Below are 16,597 nucleotides of genomic sequence, written 5' to 3' on the forward strand. Positions count from 1 at the left end.
CAGGCGCGCGACATCGAGACCGAGCGCCCCTTCGAGCGTGGCGCCGGCGGGCAGGCCGGCGCTGGCCGGAGCCGGCGCGGGCGCCTGGACCGGCGGCACCGGATCGTCGTCGATCCCGGTGGTGCGCGGCTCGTCCGACTCACCGGCCACGTCGGGTGCCGGCACGGCAGGTGAGGGCGGCGGCACCACGGCGGCCACCGGGCCGGACTCGGCTGCCGGGGCGGCACTGGCCGCGGGGGCCGGGTCGGGGGTCAGGATCAGGGGGCCGGTGGCGGGCGCCGCCGCTTCCTGTGCAACCGCGATGCCGGCGAACGCCCCGAGGAGCGCCAACCCCAAGCCAGCGGCTACGACAGTAGAAACTCCGGCAATTCGCATGACACACCTGTTCCGACGCCTTCCCCCAGGCGCCGCGTCATTCTGGAACATCAATCGAACATTGCAAGTGAGCGCCGTCACACCACGGCAATGGCACCCCCGGTGTTGCCGGCCGACCACAGATCAGGCCATGCCGGCGGCCTGATGCAGATAGGCGAGAAGCGCCGGCTTATGCGCCGTCATGCCCTTGTAGGCCAGGGTTTCCGGCGGCAGGGCGTCGATCGCCTCGGCCAGCACGGCGGCCAGTTCGGGCTCGGCCGCGACCTGCTCGAGCGGGCAGCGATAGGTCCTTATCGTGAACAAAATCGCCCCGGTCACGGCTAAGCGGCGCAGGGTCTGGCGCTCCGAGCGAAGGTAGATGCGCCGACCGACATCGGCCGCGGTGATCGGCGGCGTGATCACGCGGTCGCCGTGCGGGGCGGGCTGGAACAGGGCGGGATCGTCGTGCAGCGACCAATTGGTGCGCCAGACCGGCCGGTCCTCCTTCAGGAGGGCGAAGAAGCGGTCCATGGGCGCCGCCAGCTTGCCCTTGTAGCCGGGCACCGGGCCGTGCACGGCTTCGAGCGGCTTGCCCAGCTTTTCCGCGAGGTCCCAGCGCGACGGGAAGCAGACCGAGCCGGCGACCAGGCGGTAGGGCTCCCCCTCGCCGGCCGAATGCATCAGGGCGAGGTCTTCCTGCACCAGGCGGGCCGCCCGGTCGAGCGGGTGAAGCGAGAAATCGCGCAGGGGATGGCGCCAGCCGTCGATCCGGTCGACCAGGAATTCGTCGTCGCCCTCGACCCGGAAACGCTCGGGGAAGCGGCGGCACAGATGTTCGATCAGCAGGGCCAGGACTTCGGCGCCCATCTGCTCGGTCCCCGGCAAGGCACCGAAGACGTCGCCGTGGCGGGTCGCCAGCAGGCGCTGCTTCTCCTCGATCTCGGCACGATAATGCTCGTCGATCTGGATCCAGTCGTCGAGGTCGAGGCCGGCCAAGCCCATCTGGATGCGATAGGGCCCGGTCGAAAAGGGAACATAGGGAATCACGACGCCACTCCCGCTGCGGCGGCGGGCCACGCCGCCGCTCGATCACCGATCGGGGAAGACTCGGATATTCCGGGGGGTGAGCGCAACCCTTGCCCCCCGCTCCAGCGACAATCCGTCCAGCACCTGGCGCATGGCCTCGACCTCGACCGTGAGCGAGATCGTCGGAACATTGACCTCGACCCGAAGGATCGGGCCGTTGGCGAAGACATGGGCGATGGTGCCCTCGATCCCGCCATAGGTGCCCGAAGGCTTGATATCGAATTCATGCGGGCGGACGAAGGCCATGCCCAGCCCGTCCTCGACATCGGCGACCGGCACCAGCAGGCCGGCGACATTGGCGATACCGCCCTTCACCGCGGCCGGCAGCCGGTTGGTATTGCCCAAGAAATCGTAGACGAAGGGCGTCGCCGGCGCGTCATAGACCTGCTGGGCCGGGCCGACCTGCTCGATCAGGCCCTTGTTCATGACGACGACCCGGTCGGCGATCTCCAGCGCCTCTTCCTGGTCGTGGGTGACGAAGACGGTAGTGATGCCCATGTCGTCGTGCAGCTTGCGAAGCCAGCGGCGCAGCTCCTTCCGCACCTTGGCGTCGAGCGCACCGAAGGGCTCGTCGAGCAGGAGGACGCGGGGCTCGATCGCCAGCGCCCGGGCCAGTGCCACGCGCTGGCGCTGGCCGCCCGAGAGCTGCGAGGGATAGCGCCCGCCGAGGCCTTCGAGCTGGACGAGGCGGAGCAGGCGGTCGACCCGGGCCTCGATCTCGGCCCGGGGCGGCCGGCTTGCCCGCGGCCGGACTTCGAGCCCGAAGGCGACGTTCTTGGCCACGGTGATGTGCTTGAACAGGGCGTAGTGCTGGAACACGAAGCCGACGTGGCGGTCGCGCACCGAGCGGTCGCTGACGTCATGACCCTCGAAGAGGACGCGGCCCCGGTCGGCGAACTCGAGCCCGGCGATGATGCGCAGAAGCGTCGTCTTGCCCGAGCCGGAAGGGCCGAGCAGGGCCAGGAACTCGCCGCCCGAAACCTCCAGGCTGACGTCGTTCAGGGCCTGGAAGGCGCCGAAATTCTTGCTCACCCCCGAAATGTCGATACTCATGGCCGATCCCGGTCAGTGCCGCGCGGAGGCAGCGATCTCGTCGCCATAGCGCCACTCCAGCACGGTCTTCAGGACCAGGGTGACCAGCGCCAGAAGGGCGAGCAGCGAGGCGACCGCGAAGGCCGCCGTGAAATTATACTCGTTGTAGAGGATCTCGACATGCAGCGGCATCGTGTTGGTCAGGCCGCGGACATGGCCGGAGACCACCGAGACCGCGCCGAATTCCCCCATCGCCCGGGCATTGCACAGAAGCACGCCATAGAGGAGGCCCCAACGGATGTTGGGCAATGTGACGCGCCAGAAGGTCTGCCAACCCGACGCCCCGAGGGAGATCGCAGCCTCCTCCTCCGAGGTGCCCTGCTCCTGCATCAGCGGGATCAATTCGCGCGCGATGAAGGGGAAGGTGACGAAGACGGTGGCGAGCACGATGCCGGGCACCGCGAAAATGACCTTGATATCGTGTTCGGCCAGGAACGGCCCGAGGTAGCCCTGGGCCCCGAAGAGCAGGACATAGACGAGGCCCGAGATCACCGGCGAGACCGAGAAGGGCAGATCGATCAGGGTGATCAGCACCGACTTGCCGGGAAATTCGTATTTGGCGACGGCCCAGGAGGCGGCGACGCCGAACACCATGTTGAGCGGCACCGAGATCGCCGCGACCGTCAGGGTCAGGGTGATCGCACTCCAGGTGTCGCGCTCGGTGACGGCGGTGAAGAAAGTGCCGAAGCCCTTGGCGAGCCCCTGCGTGAACACCGCGACCAGCGGCAGGACGAGGAAGAGCGCCAGATAGGCCAGTGCCAGGCCGGAAAGGCTCAGGCGCAGGAAGGGGCCTTCGGTCGTGGCATCGTTGCTGCGGGGGGCGCCTTCCATGCTCAGGCCTGCATCCTCGACTGGTTCCAGCGCTGGAGCACGTTGATCACCAGGAGCAGGAAGAAGGAAATCACCAGCATGATCACGGCGATCGCCGCGGCACCGGCATAATTATATTCCTCGAGCTTGGTCACGATCAGCAGCGGTGCGATCTCCGACACCATCGGGATATTGCCGGCGATGAAGATGACCGAGCCATATTCGCCCACGGCCCGGGCGAAGGCGAGCGCGAAACCGGTGACCAGGGCGGGCAGGATCGCCGGCAGGATGACCCGGCTGAAAGTCGCGATGCGCGACGCGCCCAGGCTCGCCGCCGCCTCTTCCGTCTCGACGTCGAAATCGGCCAGCACCGGCTGCACCGTGCGCACCACGAAGGGCAGGCCGATGAAGGTGAGCGCCAGCACGACGCCGAGCGGCGTATAGGCGATCATCATGCCCTTCGGCCCGAACAGCTCGCCGACCCAGGTGCCTGGGCCGACCAGGCCGCCGACCCAGCCGTTCCGGGCATAGAGCGTCGCCAGCGTGATGCCGGCGACCGCCGTCGGCAGGGCGAAGGGCAGGTCGACGATGGCATCGACCACCCGCTTGCCCGGAAAGCGATAGCGCACCAGGACCCAGGCGACGATCAGGCCGAACACACCGTTGATCAGCGCCGCCACCAGCGACGCCCCGAAGGACAGGCGCAGCGCCGCCAGCACGCGGGAGTCGAGCGCGATGGCGACGACGCCGCCGAAGCCGATCTCGCCCGCCTTCACGAAGAGGGCGGCGATCGGGATCAGGACGATGACGCCGAGATAGGCGAGCGAAAAGCCGAGCGTCGCCCGGAAGCCCGGAATGACGCTCGGCCGATGCCGTCTCGACAGGAACCCAGTGGATGCCAAGTCTCGTCCTTACGGCTTGTAGATCTGGTCGAACACGCCGCCGTCCGCGAAATGGGTGGCCTGGGCCTTGCGCCAGCCGCCGAATGCCGCATCGTCGATCGTGACCAGTTCGATGGTCGGGAAGGTTTCCTTGTACTTGGCCGCCACTTCCTTGTCACGCGGGCGATAGAACCACTGGGCCGCGATCTCCTGGCCTTCCTTGGAGTAGAGGTACTTCAGGTAGGCTTCGGCGACCTTGCGGGTGCCGCGCTTGTCCACCACCTTGTCGACCACGGCGACCGGCGGCTCGGCCAGGATCGACAGGCTGGGCACCACGATCTCGAACTGGTCGGGGCCGAGTTCCTTGAGCGCCAGGAAGGCCTCGTTCTCCCAGGCCAGCAGCACGTCACCGATCTCGCGCTCGACGAAGGTGGTGGTCGAGCCGCGGGCGCCGGTATCGAGCACCGGCACATGCTTGTAGAGCTGGGCGACGAACTCCTTCGCCTTGGCCTCGTCGTTGCCGTTGTGCTTCAGGGCATAGGCCCAGGCGGCGAGATAGTTCCAGCGCGCCCCGCCCGAGGTCTTCGGATTGGGCGTGATCACCTCGACGCCGTCGTGCACCAAGTCGTTCCAGTCCTTGATGCCCTTCGGGTTGCCCTTGCGCACCAGGAAGACGATGGTCGAGGTATAGGGCGAGGCATTGTCGGGCAGGCGCTTCTGCCAGTCGGGCGCGATCAGGCCCTTGTCGGCGATCGCATCGATGTCATAGGCCAAGGCGAGGGTGACGACATCGGCCTCCAGCCCGTCGATCACCGCGCGGGCCTGTTTGCCCGAGCCGCCGTGGGATGCCTGGATGGTCACCGCCTCGCCCGTCTCGGCCTTGTAATGGGCCGCGAAGGCGTCGTTGAAAGCCTTGTAGAGTTCGCGCGTCGGATCGTAGGAGACATTCAGCAGCGTCGTCTCGGCATGGGCAGCGACAGGCAGCGTGCCGATCATGGCGGCGAGGGTCACGCCGCAGGCCATCCGGCCGAAACCGCTCAGAACGGAACGACGGCTCGTCTTGCTCTCGAACATGCTTCTGCCCCCCTTGGGCGTGGTCACCAGTCGATAAGACAAATCACGACTGAGTTTGTCGCCTTTGTCAAAGCTGTTTTTGTGGATTAGAAATCATATAACACTAAATATATGTTTTATGCGCATGGCGTCGTCGCGCAGCGCATCGGCCAGGGTGGTCGCGTCCATGGTCTGCAGCATCACGTTGTAGACATCGCCGAACAGTCGGCGCACGGCGCAGGCGGCTTCGTCCTGACAATCGGCGCAGGGCGCGTAGGAATTGACGGAAATGCAGCTCAGGGGCGCGATCGGCCCGTCGATCGCACGCAGCACCATGCCGACCGAGATTTGCGCCGGCGGCCGCTCCATGACGTAGCCGCCGGCCCGGCCGCGCCGGCTGGCGATCATGCCCCTGCCCTTCAGATCGAGCAGGATGTGTTCGAGGAAGCTGCGTGGCACCTGGGTCGCCTGGGCGATGTCGTCGATCGAGACAGTCTCGCCGTGGCGGCCCGCAAGGTGGATCAGCGCCTTGAAGGCGTATTTGGCTTTCTGCGAAATCATCGCCGCCCCCGACTGTGCCGCCCTCGCCGCGGTCCGGGACGTGGCCCTCAGTGCCCGCCCAGGACCAGACTCAGGACAAACCCGGTGGCCCCGGTCAGTGCCACCAGGGCGATGATACGCTCGATATGTTGCCAATGGCGGACGACACTGCCGGGCACCTGCCGCCTCCGTCGTGCTGTAGGTCGGAAGCAGCAGCTTAATTCAACGACAGCGGATGTCGCTTATAAAATTTTCTACAATGCTTATGATGTTATTGATCAGCGGGGCGGCAACCCCATCAGCCGAGGCCGCGCGGGCGGAACCGCGCCGTGTTCAGGCCGCACTGCTTCCTGCACCGCCGCAGGGCTGGACTCTTTGTCATTCCGGCCCATCAGGGCAGCGAGCGAGACCAAGGCAGAAGACGAAGACCACAGGAACATCGAAAACTCTCCCGACCGGCAGCAGCGCGAATGCGAACCATTCGCACAGGCCTCGACAATGCACCCGTCTCGCGCTATATGCAAGTGCAAGCGCCTCGCAACTGCAACGCCTCGGGTCGAGACAACGGTCGCCGCCATGTATGTCTGCAACTGCAATGGTTTGAATCGACGAGCGGTCGACGCTGCGATCGCCGATGGCGCCGAAACCACGGGCGCGGTGTTCCGCAGCCTGGACTGCAAGCCTCAATGCGGCAAATGCGTGGGCGAGATCCGCGGCCTGATCGGCGCCTGCGGCCACCGCGACGCCTGCGGCCATGCCCCCGCCGCTCCGGGCGAGGCGCCCCAGCTCTTCCTGCTGGCCGCGGAATAGCAGGCAGCCCTCGCAACCGCGTACCGTCGTGGCATGATGAAGGGAGGCGTCCCGGCGCCTCGACAGTCCCCCCTGCCTATCGACGGAGACCAGCCATGAAGGGCGACCGCACGGTCATCAAATTCCTGAACGAAGTGCTGACCAACGAGCTGACCGCGGTCAATCAGTATTTCCTGCACGCCCGCATCTACGAGAACTGGGGTTTCGAGCGGCTGGCGAAGCACGAGTACAAGGAATCGATCGAGGAGATGAAGCACGCCGACAAGCTGATCAAGCGCGTGCTGCTGCTCGAAGGCCTGCCCAACCTCCAGGACCTGCACAAGCTGGCGATCGGCGAGACGGTGCCGGAGGGCCTGGCCGCCGACCTCACGGTCGAACGGCGCGGCCATGCCACGCTGGTGGCCGGGATCGAAGCTTGCGAGAAGGTGCAGGATTATGTGTCGCGCAGCCTGCTGCGCGAGATCCTCGACGATACCGAGGAACATATCGACCACCTCGAAACCCAGCTCGAGCTGATCGACAAGATCGGCTTGCAGAATTATCTCCAGACCCAGGTCGGCGAGCCGAGCTGAGCCGAAGAACAGTCTTGAAAAGGGATGCGGCGGATCTGCTGGGTACCTCCCGGAAACCCCGCGGATCCGCCGCCTGGAAAACCCGATCACTTCGGGAAAATTGGTGGGCTGTAAAGGATTCGAACCTTTGACCTAGTGATTAAGAGTCACCCGCTCTACCAACTGAGCTAACAGCCCCACGCCTCGATCGACGCGAGGCCGGGCTTTTACCAAGCCGGGCCCCACTTGTCGAGGGCTTAATCGAAAAAAATCAACCGGCGCCCTTCGGACCTTCGCCATCGGGCTTGGCGACGCCCGGCGCGAGGGCGGTGCGCGACAGCGGATCGAGGCGCATCGCCTCGCGCAATATGTCGGAAGCGACCGGGGCCGCGGCCGAAGAGCCGCCGCCGCCGTGCTCGATCAGCACGACGCAGGCATAGCGCGGATTGTCGACCGGGCCGAAGCCGACGAAGAGGGCGTGGTGGCGTTCGCGCCAGGGCTTGTCCTCTTCCCGCCGGCGCACGCCCGACAGGCGCTCGGCCCGGCTGATTCGCACCACTTGGCTGGTCCCCGTCTTGCCCGCGATCTGCATCCCCGGTTCGGTGATTCGCGAGCGGAAGGCGGTGCCCGAGGGGCTGTTCATGACCCGGTTCATGCCCCTGATCACGACGTCGAGCCAGCGCTTGTCGACGTCGATCTGGGGCGCCGGCGGCGCATCGGCCGGCGCCTTGGCCAGCCGTGGCACCACGGCGCGCCCGCCGTTGGCGATTCGGGCCGTCATGGTGGCGAGTTGCAGGGGGGTCGCCAGGACATAGCCCTGGCCGATGCCGCAGATCACCGTCTCGCCCTGGAGCCAAGGCTTCTTCAGGGTCTTTTCCTTCCAGGCCTGGGTCGGAATCAGGCCCGGCTTCTCGCTCGGCAACTCGATGCCCAGGCGTTCGCCCAGGCCGAACTTGCGGGCGAATTCCGCCAGCCGGTCGATGCCCACTTTGCGGGCGACGTCATAGAAGAAGCAATCGCAGGATTGTTCCAGCGCCGCCTGCATGTCGACGGTGCCGTGGCCGCCCTTCTTCCAGCAATAGAACGTATGGGTACCGAGCTGGAGCGAACCCGGGCAGAACACGGTGTAGTTGGGCGAGATCGCCCCGGCGTCGAGCGCCGCCAGCCCGACCACCATCTTGAAGGTGGAGCCGGGCGGGTATTGGCCCGAGATCGGCTTGTTGGCCAGCGGATTGCGCGGATTGGTGCTGAGCGTGTTCCATTCCGTCTTGGACAGACCCAGGTTGAAGGGTGTCGGGTCGTAGCCCGGGGTCGAGGCGACCGCGAGCAGCTCGCCGGTATGAACGTCCATCACCACGGCCGCCCCACTCTCCTCGCCCAGGCGCTGGTAGGCGAAGCGCTGGAGGGCGAGATCGAGGGCGAGCACGACATCCTCGCCCGGCTGCCCCTCGTCGCGCGAGAGTTCGCGGATCATGCGGCCGAAGGCGTTCACCTCGACTTGGCTGGTACCGGCTTTGCCGCGCAGCGCCGTGTCGAAAGTCCGCTCGACCCCGTTCTTGCCGATCTTGAAGCCCGGCAGCTGCAAGACGGGATCGCTGCCGTCCGACAGGTCCTTGTCGGAGACCGAGGAAACGTAGCCGATCACATGGGCGAGTTCCGGCCCGAAGGGATAGTAACGGGTCTCGCCCACGTCGGGCTGGATACCGGGCAATTCCGGGCTGTGCACATTGATCGCGGCGAATTCTTCCCAGGTCAGGTTTTCCAGCACCGTGACCGGCATGAAGGCGCGCACCCGCCCCATCTCGCGCCGGACCCGGCGGAGCTGGTGTTCCTGGATCGGCACGATGGCATTGAGGCCGGTCAGCGTGGCATCGACGTCGTCCGACTGCTCGCGGATCAGGACGACGCGGAAATTCTGCCGCCCAGTCGCCAGCTCGTTGCCGAAGCGGTCCAGGATGCGGCCCCGGGTCGGCGCCAGCAGGCGCAGGTTGATGCGGTTGTCTTCGGCCAGCGTCTGATATTTGTCGCCGTCGATCACCTGGAGCTGATACATGCGCCCGGCCAACACCGAGAGCAGGGCGAGCTGTCCGCCGGCCAGGAACAGGGCCCGCCGCGTCAGCAGTTTGGCGCGGACAGCGTCGTTCTTCTCGACGCTCACCGGAAACTCTCCAGTGACTTCAGGCTGCGCACGATCTGGCCGAAAAGCCAGCTCACCACGGGATAGAGGGCGATCGAGAACAGCGCCTGCATGACGAAGGGCTGGAATTCGATCAGGCGCGTGGCATGGATCGAGCCGAGCAGCCAGCCCCCCGCCGTGGCGATCAGGGCGACCACGGCAAAGCCGAACCAGGCGATGCTGAAGGTGCGCGCGGTGAAGACCCGCCGCTCGCTGGCGACGAAACGCTGCACGGCGAGCAGGATCAGGGTGCCGAGGCCGATCGGCGCGCCCGACAGCGTGTCCTGCAGCAGCCCGATCAGGAAGACCGCGGGCGGCGGCAGCAGTTCCGGCTGAAAGATGGTCCAGAAATAGACCAGCATCAGGGTCAGCGCCGGACCGGCCGCATCGATGCCGTTGATGCCGGAGGGCGCCACGGACAACAGGACGCAGGCGAGGCCGACCAGGGGCGGCACCAGCAGGACCAGGCTGGCCAAGGCGCGTCGTGCCCAGGGCTCGGTCACGGCCACACCTACTGGTCGTCCGACGGCGGCTGCCGGGGCGCGTAGACGCGGGCCGGCGGCGGCGGCTTCACCGCTTCGGGCGCCGGAGCTGCGGCCGGGGCAGGAGCCGGCGCCGGCTTGGCCGGCTCGGGCGTGTTCAGGGCGGGCAGCGGCGGGCCGGAGGGGGGCTCGGGATCGGGCACCGGGCCCGGCTCGCCGTCGTATTCGACGATCTTGATGAAGTCGAGCTTGTCGAAGCGGACCCAGGGGCGCACGCGGACGACGCCGTTGGTCACCGTCTCCACGGCGCCGACGGGCAGGCCGGGCGGAAACATGCCGCCGATGCCGGAGGTCACCACCCGGTCGCCCGGATGGACCCTTATGCCGGGGGCGAGGTAGGAGAGCCGCGGCAGGGCCGAATTGTCGCCTTCGAGCACGCCGCGCGCCTGGGCGCCTTCGAGCGCCACGGGAACCCGGCTGTTCAGGTCGGTGAGGAGCAGCAGGCGCGAGGCTTCGTTGCCGGCCGCCAGCACGCGGCCGACCACGCCGGAGCCGGTCAGCCCGACCTGCCCCGACTTGACGCCCGACGCGGTGCCGGCGTCGACCACCACGGTGCGCACGAAGGGACCGCCGCCTTCGCCGATGATGCGGGCGGTGACGAAGCGCACCTGCGGCTCGGTCCGGACATGGAGGAGATCGCGATAGGTCGCGTTCTCGATCGCCAGGCGCCGCGCGGTCGACGCCCAGGCGCGCAGGCGCTCGTTCTCCTCGTGCAGGGCCTGATTCTCCTCATAGAGATTGACCCAGGTGTCGATCGCGGCGATGCCCGATTTCACGCTGGCCAGCGGCTTGGCCACGAGGTCGAGCACCGGCGCCGCCAGGTCGACGACCACGGCACGGCCGCGCTCGATCAGCATCGAGTCGACCTTGCCCAGGATGATCAGCCCGACCGAAAGGACGAGGAGGGCCAGAAAGGCGAATCGCTGCGCCAGCACCTTGATCGGTGCCGTCAGGCTGTTCACCCTTTGCTGCGGTTGGCGCACGACGAAGTCCTATGGGGGGCGGGCCCCCCGAAGACGATGGTCAGACCAGAATTAGTAAGCCTGCGTCAGGACATGGCGCAAGGTCTTCATCTCTTCGAGCGCCCGGCCCGTGCCCTTTGCGACACAGGTCAGCGGGTCGTCTGCAATCGAGACCGGCAGGCCGGTCGCGTGGCGCAGCACGAGATCGAGGTTGCCGAGCAGGGCGCCACCGCCGGTGAGCACGATGCCCTTGTCGACGATGTCGGCCGCCAGTTCGGGCGCCGTGTGCTCCAGCGCCACCTTCACGGCCTCAACGATGGCCGAGACCGGCTCGGCCAGGCTCTCGGCAATCTGGCGCTGGCTGATGATCAGCTCCTTCGGCACGCCGTTCATCAGGTCGCGGCCCTTGATCTCCATGGTCAGGCCATGGCCGTCCTCGGGCGGGCAGGCGGAGCCGATCTCCTTCTTGATCCGCTCGGCCGAAGCCTCGCCGACCAGGAGGTTATGATTGCGGCGGATATAGGCGATGATCGCCTCGTCCATCTTGTCGCCGCCGACGCGGACCGAGCGGGAATAGACGATGCCGCCGAGCGAGAGCACGGCCACTTCCGTGGTGCCGCCACCGATGTCGACGACCATGGAGCCGGTCGGCTCGGTCACCGGCAGGTTGGCGCCGATCGCCGCCGCCATCGGCTCCTCGATCAGATAGACCTTCCGGGCGCCGGCCGATTCGGCCGATTCCTGGATCGCCCGGCGCTCGACCGCGGTCGAGCCCGAAGGCACGCAGACGACGATCTGGGGCGAAGCGAAGGAGCGCCGGTTGTGCACCTTGCGGATGAAATGTTTGATCATCTCTTCCGCGACTTCGAAATCGGCGATGACGCCGTCACGCAGCGGTCGGATCGCCTCGATGTTGCCGGGGGTTCGGCCCAGCATCATCTTGGCCTCGTCGCCGACCGCCAGAACCTGTTTCTTGCCGCGGTTGCTGACCATCGCGACGACCGAGGGTTCGTTAAGGACGATGCCCCTGCCCTTCACATAGACGAGCGTATTGGCGGTACCAAGGTCGATAGCCATGTCGGCGGACAAAACGCCGAGCATCTTCGAAAACATCGAAAGGGCACTCCGGTGGAAGGCAGGCGAGATCCGAGACGGCCTGCCGTCGAATTGCGCTCTTCTTTAAAGACTCATGGGCCGCGGCTCAATGGCTTATGTGACGGGCCTGCGCTGCAAATGCTAAAGGCCGCGGCGCGGGGCCGCGGCCTTCCGGCGACGGAGCCGAAGGCTCAGTTGCGGGCCTTGTCCACGAGCTTGTTCTTGGTGATCCAGGGCATCATGGCGCGCAGCTTGGCGCCCACTTCCTCGATCGGATGCTCGGCCTGGAGGGCGCGGGTGGCCTTGAAGGACGGCGTGCCGGCGATGTTCTCCAGCATCCAGTCGCGGGTGAAGCGGCCGGTCTGGATGTCCTCGAGGACGCGCTTCATTTCCTTCTTGGTCTCTTCGGTCACGATCCGCGGGCCGGTGACATAGTCGCCGTATTCCGCGGTGTTCGAGATCGAGTAGCGCATGTTGGCGATGCCGCCCTCGTAGATCAGGTCGACGATCAGCTTCACTTCGTGCAGGCACTCGAAATAGGCCATCTCGGGGGCGTAGCCCGCCTCGACCAGGGTCTCGAAGCCGGCCTTGATCAGGGCGGTCAGGCCGCCGCAAAGCACCGCCTGCTCGCCGAACAGGTCGGTCTCACATTCTTCGCGGAAGGTCGTCTCGATGATGCCCGAACGGCCGCCGCCGATCGCCGAAGCGTAGGACAGCGCGATCTCGAGGGCATTGCCCGAGGCGTTCTGGTGCACGGCCACCAGGCAGGGCACGCCGCCGCCCTTCTGGAACTCGGAACGCACGGTGTGGCCCGGGCCCTTCGGCGCGATCATGAAGACGTCGAGGTCGGGGCGCGCCTCGATCAGCTTGAAGTGGATGTTCAGGCCGTGCGCGAAGACCAGCGCAGCGCCCTGCTTCATGTTCTTCTCGAGGTCGTCCTTGTAGAGCTTACCCTGGAGCTCGTCCGGGGTCAGGATCATGACGACATCGGCCCAGGCCGCGGCTTCCGCCGGGGTCATGACCTTCAGGCCCTCGCCCTCGGCCTTCTTGATGGTGGCCGAGCCGGGGCGCAGCGCCACGGCGACGTCCTTCACGCCGGAATCGCGCAGATTCAGGGCATGGGCATGGCCCTGGCTGCCGTAGCCGACGATCACGACCTTCTTGGCCTTGATCAGGTTCACGTCGGCGTCGCGATCGTAATAGACGCGCATGGGTCTGGTCCTTGTTTTCGGTTGTCAGAGAGAGCCGGTGCCGCGCTGGATCGCGACGACGCCGGTGCGGGACAGTTCGGCCAGGCCGAGCCCCCGCATGAGTTCGATGAAGGCATCGATCTTCGAGGTATTGCCGGTCAGCTCGAAGACGAAGGATTGCGCCGTGCTGTCCAGCACGCGGGCGCGGAAGGCATCGGCGAGGCGAAGCGCCTCGACCCGCTTCTCGCCGGTCGAGACGACCTTGATCAGGGCGAGTTCGCGTTCGAGCGACGGCCCGTCCTGGGTCAGATCCTGGACCTTGTGCACGGGCACCAGGCGGTCGAGCTGGGCCTTGATCTGCTCGATCACCATCTCGGTGCCCGAGGTCACCACGGTGATCCTGGAAAGATTGCGGCTGTCCTCGACCTTGGCCACGGTCAAGCTGTCGATATTGTAGCCGCGGCCGGAGAACAAGCCGATCACGCGGGCGAGAACACCCGCCTCGTTGTCGACCAGAACGGCAATGGTATGGCTGCGGATCGGTTCCACGGCGCCCTCTTCTTCCCCGCGTCGGCGGGGCTTATAGCTGGAAATATCCGGTTGGGAAATCGCTTTGCACCCGCGCCCCGGGGGCCGGCCCTCAGACGAGGGCCATGCCCTCGGTCGAGATGTCCCGGTTGGACTCGTCGTCCGGCCCCAGGATCATCTGGTTGTGGGCGGCGCCCGACGGCACCATGGGGAAGCAATTCTCCTTCTGGTCGACCATGCAGTCGACGATCACCGGACGCTTCACCGCGATCATTTCCTTGATCGTGTCGTCGAGATCGGCCGGCCTGTCGCAGCGAAGCCCGACCGCGCCGAAGGCTTCCGCCAGCTTCACGAAATCCGGCAGGGCGTGCATGTAGCTCTCGGAATAGCGGTTGCCGTGCAGCAGTTCCTGCCACTGGCGCACCATCCCCATATATTGGTTGTTCAGGATGAAGACCTTGACCGGCAGGCGGTATTGGATCGCCGTCGCCAGCTCCTGGATGTTCATCATGATCGAGGCTTCGCCCGCGACATCGACCACCAGCGCATCGGGATGCGCCATCTGCACGCCGATCGCGGCCGGCAGGCCGTAGCCCATGGTACCGAGCCCGCCCGACGTCATCCAGCGGTTCGGCTCCTCGAAGCCGATGAACTGGGCCGCCCACATCTGGTGCTGACCGACCTCGGTCGTGATGTAGGTGTCCATGTCCTTGGTCAGGGCATGCAGGCGCTGGATCGCATATTGCGGCTTGATGATCTCGGCCGAGGGCTTGTAGCGCAGGCAGTCGCGCGCGCGCCATTCCTCGATCTGCTTCCACCAAGTCGCCAGGGCGTCCTTGTTCGGGCGCAGCACCTTGGACTTCCAGACCTTGATCATGTCCTCGAGGACATGGGCGACGTCGCCGACGATGCCGAGGTCGACCCGCACGTTCTTGTTGATCGACGAGGGGTCGATGTCGATGTGGATCTTCTTCGAGTTGGGCGAGAAGGCGTTGATGCGGCCGGTGATGCGATCGTCGAAACGGGCACCGACGCAGACCATCAGGTCGCAGTCGTGCATCGCATTATTGGCCTCGTAGGTGCCGTGCATGCCCAGCATGCCCAGCCACTGCTTGTCCGAGGCCGGATAGGCGCCGAGCCCCATCAGGGTCGAGGTGATCGGGAAGCCGGTCATCCGCACGATCTCGCGCAGGAGCTGCGAGGCCATGGGGCCGGAATTGATCACGCCGCCGCCGGTATAGAAGATCGGCTTTTCGGCCGCGGCGATCATCTCGACCGCCTGGCGGATCTTGTTGAGATCGCCCTTCACCTGCGGGCGATAGGACTTGTGCTGGACATTGGCCGGCGGCGTATAGACGCCGGTGCCGAGCTGGATGTCCTTCGGCAGGTCGATGACGACCGGGCCGGGCCGCCCGCTCCGCGCGACATAGAAGGCCTCGTGGACGACGCGGGCCAGGTCCTTGATGTCCTTGACCAGCCAATTGTGCTTGGTGCAGGGCCGCGTGATGCCGACCGTGTCCGCCTCCTGGAAGGCGTCGTTGCCGATCAGATGGGTGGCGACCTGGCCGGTGATGCAGACGATCGGGATCGAATCCATCAGCGCGTCGGTCAGGCCGGTGACCGCATTGGTGGCGCCGGGGCCCGAGGTGACCAGCAGGACGCCGACCTTGCCGGTCGAGCGGGCATAGCCTTCCGCCGCATGGGCCGCCCCGCCTTCCTGGCGGACCAGCACGTGCTTGATGTCTTCCTGCTGATAGAGCGCGTCGTAAATGGGGAGTACCGCACCGCCCGGATAGCCGAAGATCGTGTCCACGCCCTGATCGACCAGGGCTTTGAGCAGGATCTCTGCGCCGGTCATCATCGTCTGCGCCATAACACCGATACCTTCCATGCCGGCCGCCCTCGCGGCCCCGAGCCGAGACAAACCGCCCCCGAATTGGCGGAGGGCGCACCCTAATCGTTCAAGATTGCGTCGTCAACCCCTCTGGACGCAGCTTCCGTTCAATATCATTGATAATTCTTTCCGTTTCTTGCGCGGAGGCGACCCAGCGCCAGTCTGCCATACGCCCCCGGGCCCAGGTCATCTGCCGTTTGGCGTATTGCCGGGTCTCGATCTCGGCCTTTTCGAGCGCGGCGGGCAGCGACATTTCGCCCGCCGCGTGGGCGGCGAAGGGCCGAAGGCCGATCGCCTTGGCCGCCGGCAGGGCGGGATCGAGGCCGAGGGCGGCGAAGGCGCGCGCCTCTTCGATCGCCCCTTCGGCCGCCATGGCTTCGAGCCGGCGGCGGATCCGGGCCAGCAGCGCCTCGCGCGGCGGCGCCACCACGACCCGCTCGACGGTACCGAGATCGGGCGCCGCCCCGCCCGCGGCCTGGAAGGCGGAGAGCGGCCGTCCGGTGCCCAATGCGACTTCGAGGCCGCGCAGGATGCGCTGGCTGTCCCCCGGCTTCAGCCGCGCCGCCAGGGCGGGATCGAGACGGCCGAGATCGGCGTGCAGGGCGGGCGCCCCTTCCACCGCGAGGCGCCGGGACAGGCCCACGCGCACCGCGGGATCGATCGCCGGGACATCGGCCAACCCTTCGGTCAGGGCATGGAAATAAAGCCCAGTGCCGCCGACCACCACGGCGACCGCCCCCGCCGCATGGGCGGCGCGGACCTCGGCCCGGGCGAGTTCGGCCCAGCGCGCCGCCGAACAGGCTTCCGCCGGATCGATCACGCCATAGAGGCGGTGCGGTACCCGCGCCTCGGCCGCCGCATCGGGCCGGGCGGTCAGGATGTGCAGGCGGGCATAGATCTGCATCGAATCCGCATTGATCACCCGGCCGCCGAGCCTTGCCGCCAATGCAAGGGCCAGCCCCGACTTGCCACTTGCGGTCGGCCCGGCGATCAGTACGGTGGCGGCCAAGTTTCACTCCTTCTCTGCGTGCCC

The 16,597-nt window shown here is 66.6% G+C and carries 16 protein-coding genes, 1 tRNA gene and 1 pseudogene; 2 read left to right on the top strand and 16 right to left on the bottom strand.

The genetic code is table 11. The features are described from left to right. The 7 genes and pseudogenes from WC493_RS06390 to WC493_RS06420 form a co-directional block, all read right to left on the bottom strand. Positions 1 to 330: pseudogene (locus tag WC493_RS06390) on the bottom strand (hypothetical protein); the annotation flags it as partial. A gap of 168 nt (positions 331 to 498) precedes the next feature. Beyond that, entirely contained in the window at positions 499 to 1,401 is a 903-nt protein-coding gene (locus WC493_RS06395) for a DUF3445 domain-containing protein (protein ID WP_373063707.1), read from the bottom strand. A gap of 42 nt (positions 1,402 to 1,443) precedes the next feature. Further along, positions 1,444 to 2,493: a sulfate/molybdate ABC transporter ATP-binding protein gene (locus WC493_RS06400; protein ID WP_373063709.1), complete on the bottom strand. Its 1,050-nt coding sequence runs from the start codon at positions 2,491 to 2,493 to the stop codon at positions 1,444 to 1,446. Positions 2,494 to 2,505: 12 nt separating this feature from the next. Further along, a complete protein-coding gene (cysW, locus tag WC493_RS06405) occupies positions 2,506 to 3,363 on the bottom strand; it encodes a sulfate ABC transporter permease subunit CysW (RefSeq protein ID WP_373063711.1) in 858 nt (285 codons plus the stop codon). A 2-nt stretch (positions 3,364 to 3,365) separates the two neighbouring features. Further along, the gene (gene cysT / locus WC493_RS06410; RefSeq protein ID WP_373063713.1) at positions 3,366 to 4,244 is read right to left on the bottom strand and encodes a sulfate ABC transporter permease subunit CysT; all 879 of its coding nucleotides are present in this window, start codon (positions 4,242 to 4,244) and stop codon (positions 3,366 to 3,368) included. Positions 4,245 to 4,253: 9 nt separating this feature from the next. Then, complete coding sequence (locus WC493_RS06415) at positions 4,254 to 5,297, bottom strand: sulfate ABC transporter substrate-binding protein (RefSeq protein ID WP_373063715.1); 1,044 nt, start codon at positions 5,295 to 5,297, stop codon at positions 4,254 to 4,256. 93 nt (positions 5,298 to 5,390) lie between these two features. Further along, positions 5,391 to 5,837 (bottom strand): Rrf2 family transcriptional regulator, encoded by a 447-nt coding sequence (locus tag WC493_RS06420; RefSeq protein WP_373063717.1) that lies wholly within the window; start codon positions 5,835 to 5,837, stop codon positions 5,391 to 5,393. Positions 5,838 to 6,392: 555 nt separating this feature from the next. On the opposite strand from WC493_RS06420, the gene WC493_RS06425 reads away from it, so the two are divergent. Beyond that, positions 6,393 to 6,626 carry a bacterioferritin-associated ferredoxin gene (locus WC493_RS06425; RefSeq protein ID WP_373063719.1) on the top strand — a complete coding sequence of 78 codons (234 nt, stop codon included), beginning with the start codon at positions 6,393 to 6,395 and terminating at the stop codon, positions 6,624 to 6,626. A gap of 95 nt (positions 6,627 to 6,721) precedes the next feature. After that, positions 6,722 to 7,198, top strand: coding sequence for a bacterioferritin (bfr, locus tag WC493_RS06430; RefSeq protein ID WP_373063721.1), 477 nt, complete (start codon positions 6,722 to 6,724; stop codon positions 7,196 to 7,198). A gap of 101 nt (positions 7,199 to 7,299) precedes the next feature. On the opposite strand, the gene WC493_RS06435 is transcribed toward bfr, so the two are convergent. The 9 genes from WC493_RS06435 to miaA all read right to left on the bottom strand — a co-directional run bounded on the left by WC493_RS06435 (position 7,300) and on the right by miaA (position 16,573). Next, positions 7,300 to 7,375 (bottom strand) — tRNA-Lys (locus tag WC493_RS06435). A gap of 73 nt (positions 7,376 to 7,448) precedes the next feature. Beyond that, the gene (gene mrdA, locus WC493_RS06440; protein WP_373063723.1) at positions 7,449 to 9,335 is read right to left on the bottom strand and encodes a penicillin-binding protein 2; all 1,887 of its coding nucleotides are present in this window, start codon (positions 9,333 to 9,335) and stop codon (positions 7,449 to 7,451) included. After that, a complete protein-coding gene (gene mreD, locus WC493_RS06445) occupies positions 9,332 to 9,856 on the bottom strand; it encodes a rod shape-determining protein MreD (RefSeq protein WP_373063725.1) in 525 nt (174 codons plus the stop codon). The genes mrdA and mreD overlap by 4 nt, the downstream gene beginning before the upstream one ends. 8 nt (positions 9,857 to 9,864) lie before the next feature. Beyond that, positions 9,865 to 10,878, bottom strand: coding sequence for a rod shape-determining protein MreC (gene mreC, locus WC493_RS06450; protein WP_373063727.1), 1,014 nt, complete (start codon positions 10,876 to 10,878; stop codon positions 9,865 to 9,867). Between the two features lie 51 nt (positions 10,879 to 10,929). Further along, positions 10,930 to 11,970: a rod shape-determining protein gene (locus WC493_RS06455; protein WP_373063729.1), complete on the bottom strand. Its 1,041-nt coding sequence runs from the start codon at positions 11,968 to 11,970 to the stop codon at positions 10,930 to 10,932. Between the two features lie 173 nt (positions 11,971 to 12,143). After that, positions 12,144 to 13,163, bottom strand: coding sequence for a ketol-acid reductoisomerase (ilvC, locus tag WC493_RS06460; protein ID WP_373063731.1), 1,020 nt, complete (start codon positions 13,161 to 13,163; stop codon positions 12,144 to 12,146). 24 nt (positions 13,164 to 13,187) lie between these two features. Beyond that, positions 13,188 to 13,691, bottom strand: coding sequence for an acetolactate synthase small subunit (ilvN, locus tag WC493_RS06465; RefSeq protein ID WP_373063733.1), 504 nt, complete (start codon positions 13,689 to 13,691; stop codon positions 13,188 to 13,190). 91 nt (positions 13,692 to 13,782) lie between these two features. Next, positions 13,783 to 15,543, bottom strand: a complete 1,761-nt coding sequence (locus WC493_RS06470; RefSeq protein ID WP_373063809.1) for an acetolactate synthase 3 large subunit — start codon at positions 15,541 to 15,543, stop codon at positions 13,783 to 13,785. 88 nt (positions 15,544 to 15,631) lie between these two features. After that, positions 15,632 to 16,573, bottom strand: a complete 942-nt coding sequence (gene miaA, locus WC493_RS06475; protein ID WP_373063735.1) for a tRNA (adenosine(37)-N6)-dimethylallyltransferase MiaA — start codon at positions 16,571 to 16,573, stop codon at positions 15,632 to 15,634. Positions 16,574 to 16,597 lie beyond the last annotated feature (24 nt).

The sequence above is a fragment of the Zavarzinia sp. genome, from assembly GCF_041650655.1.
In the GTDB taxonomy this organism is placed as follows: Bacteria; Pseudomonadota; Alphaproteobacteria; order Zavarziniales; family Zavarziniaceae; genus Zavarzinia.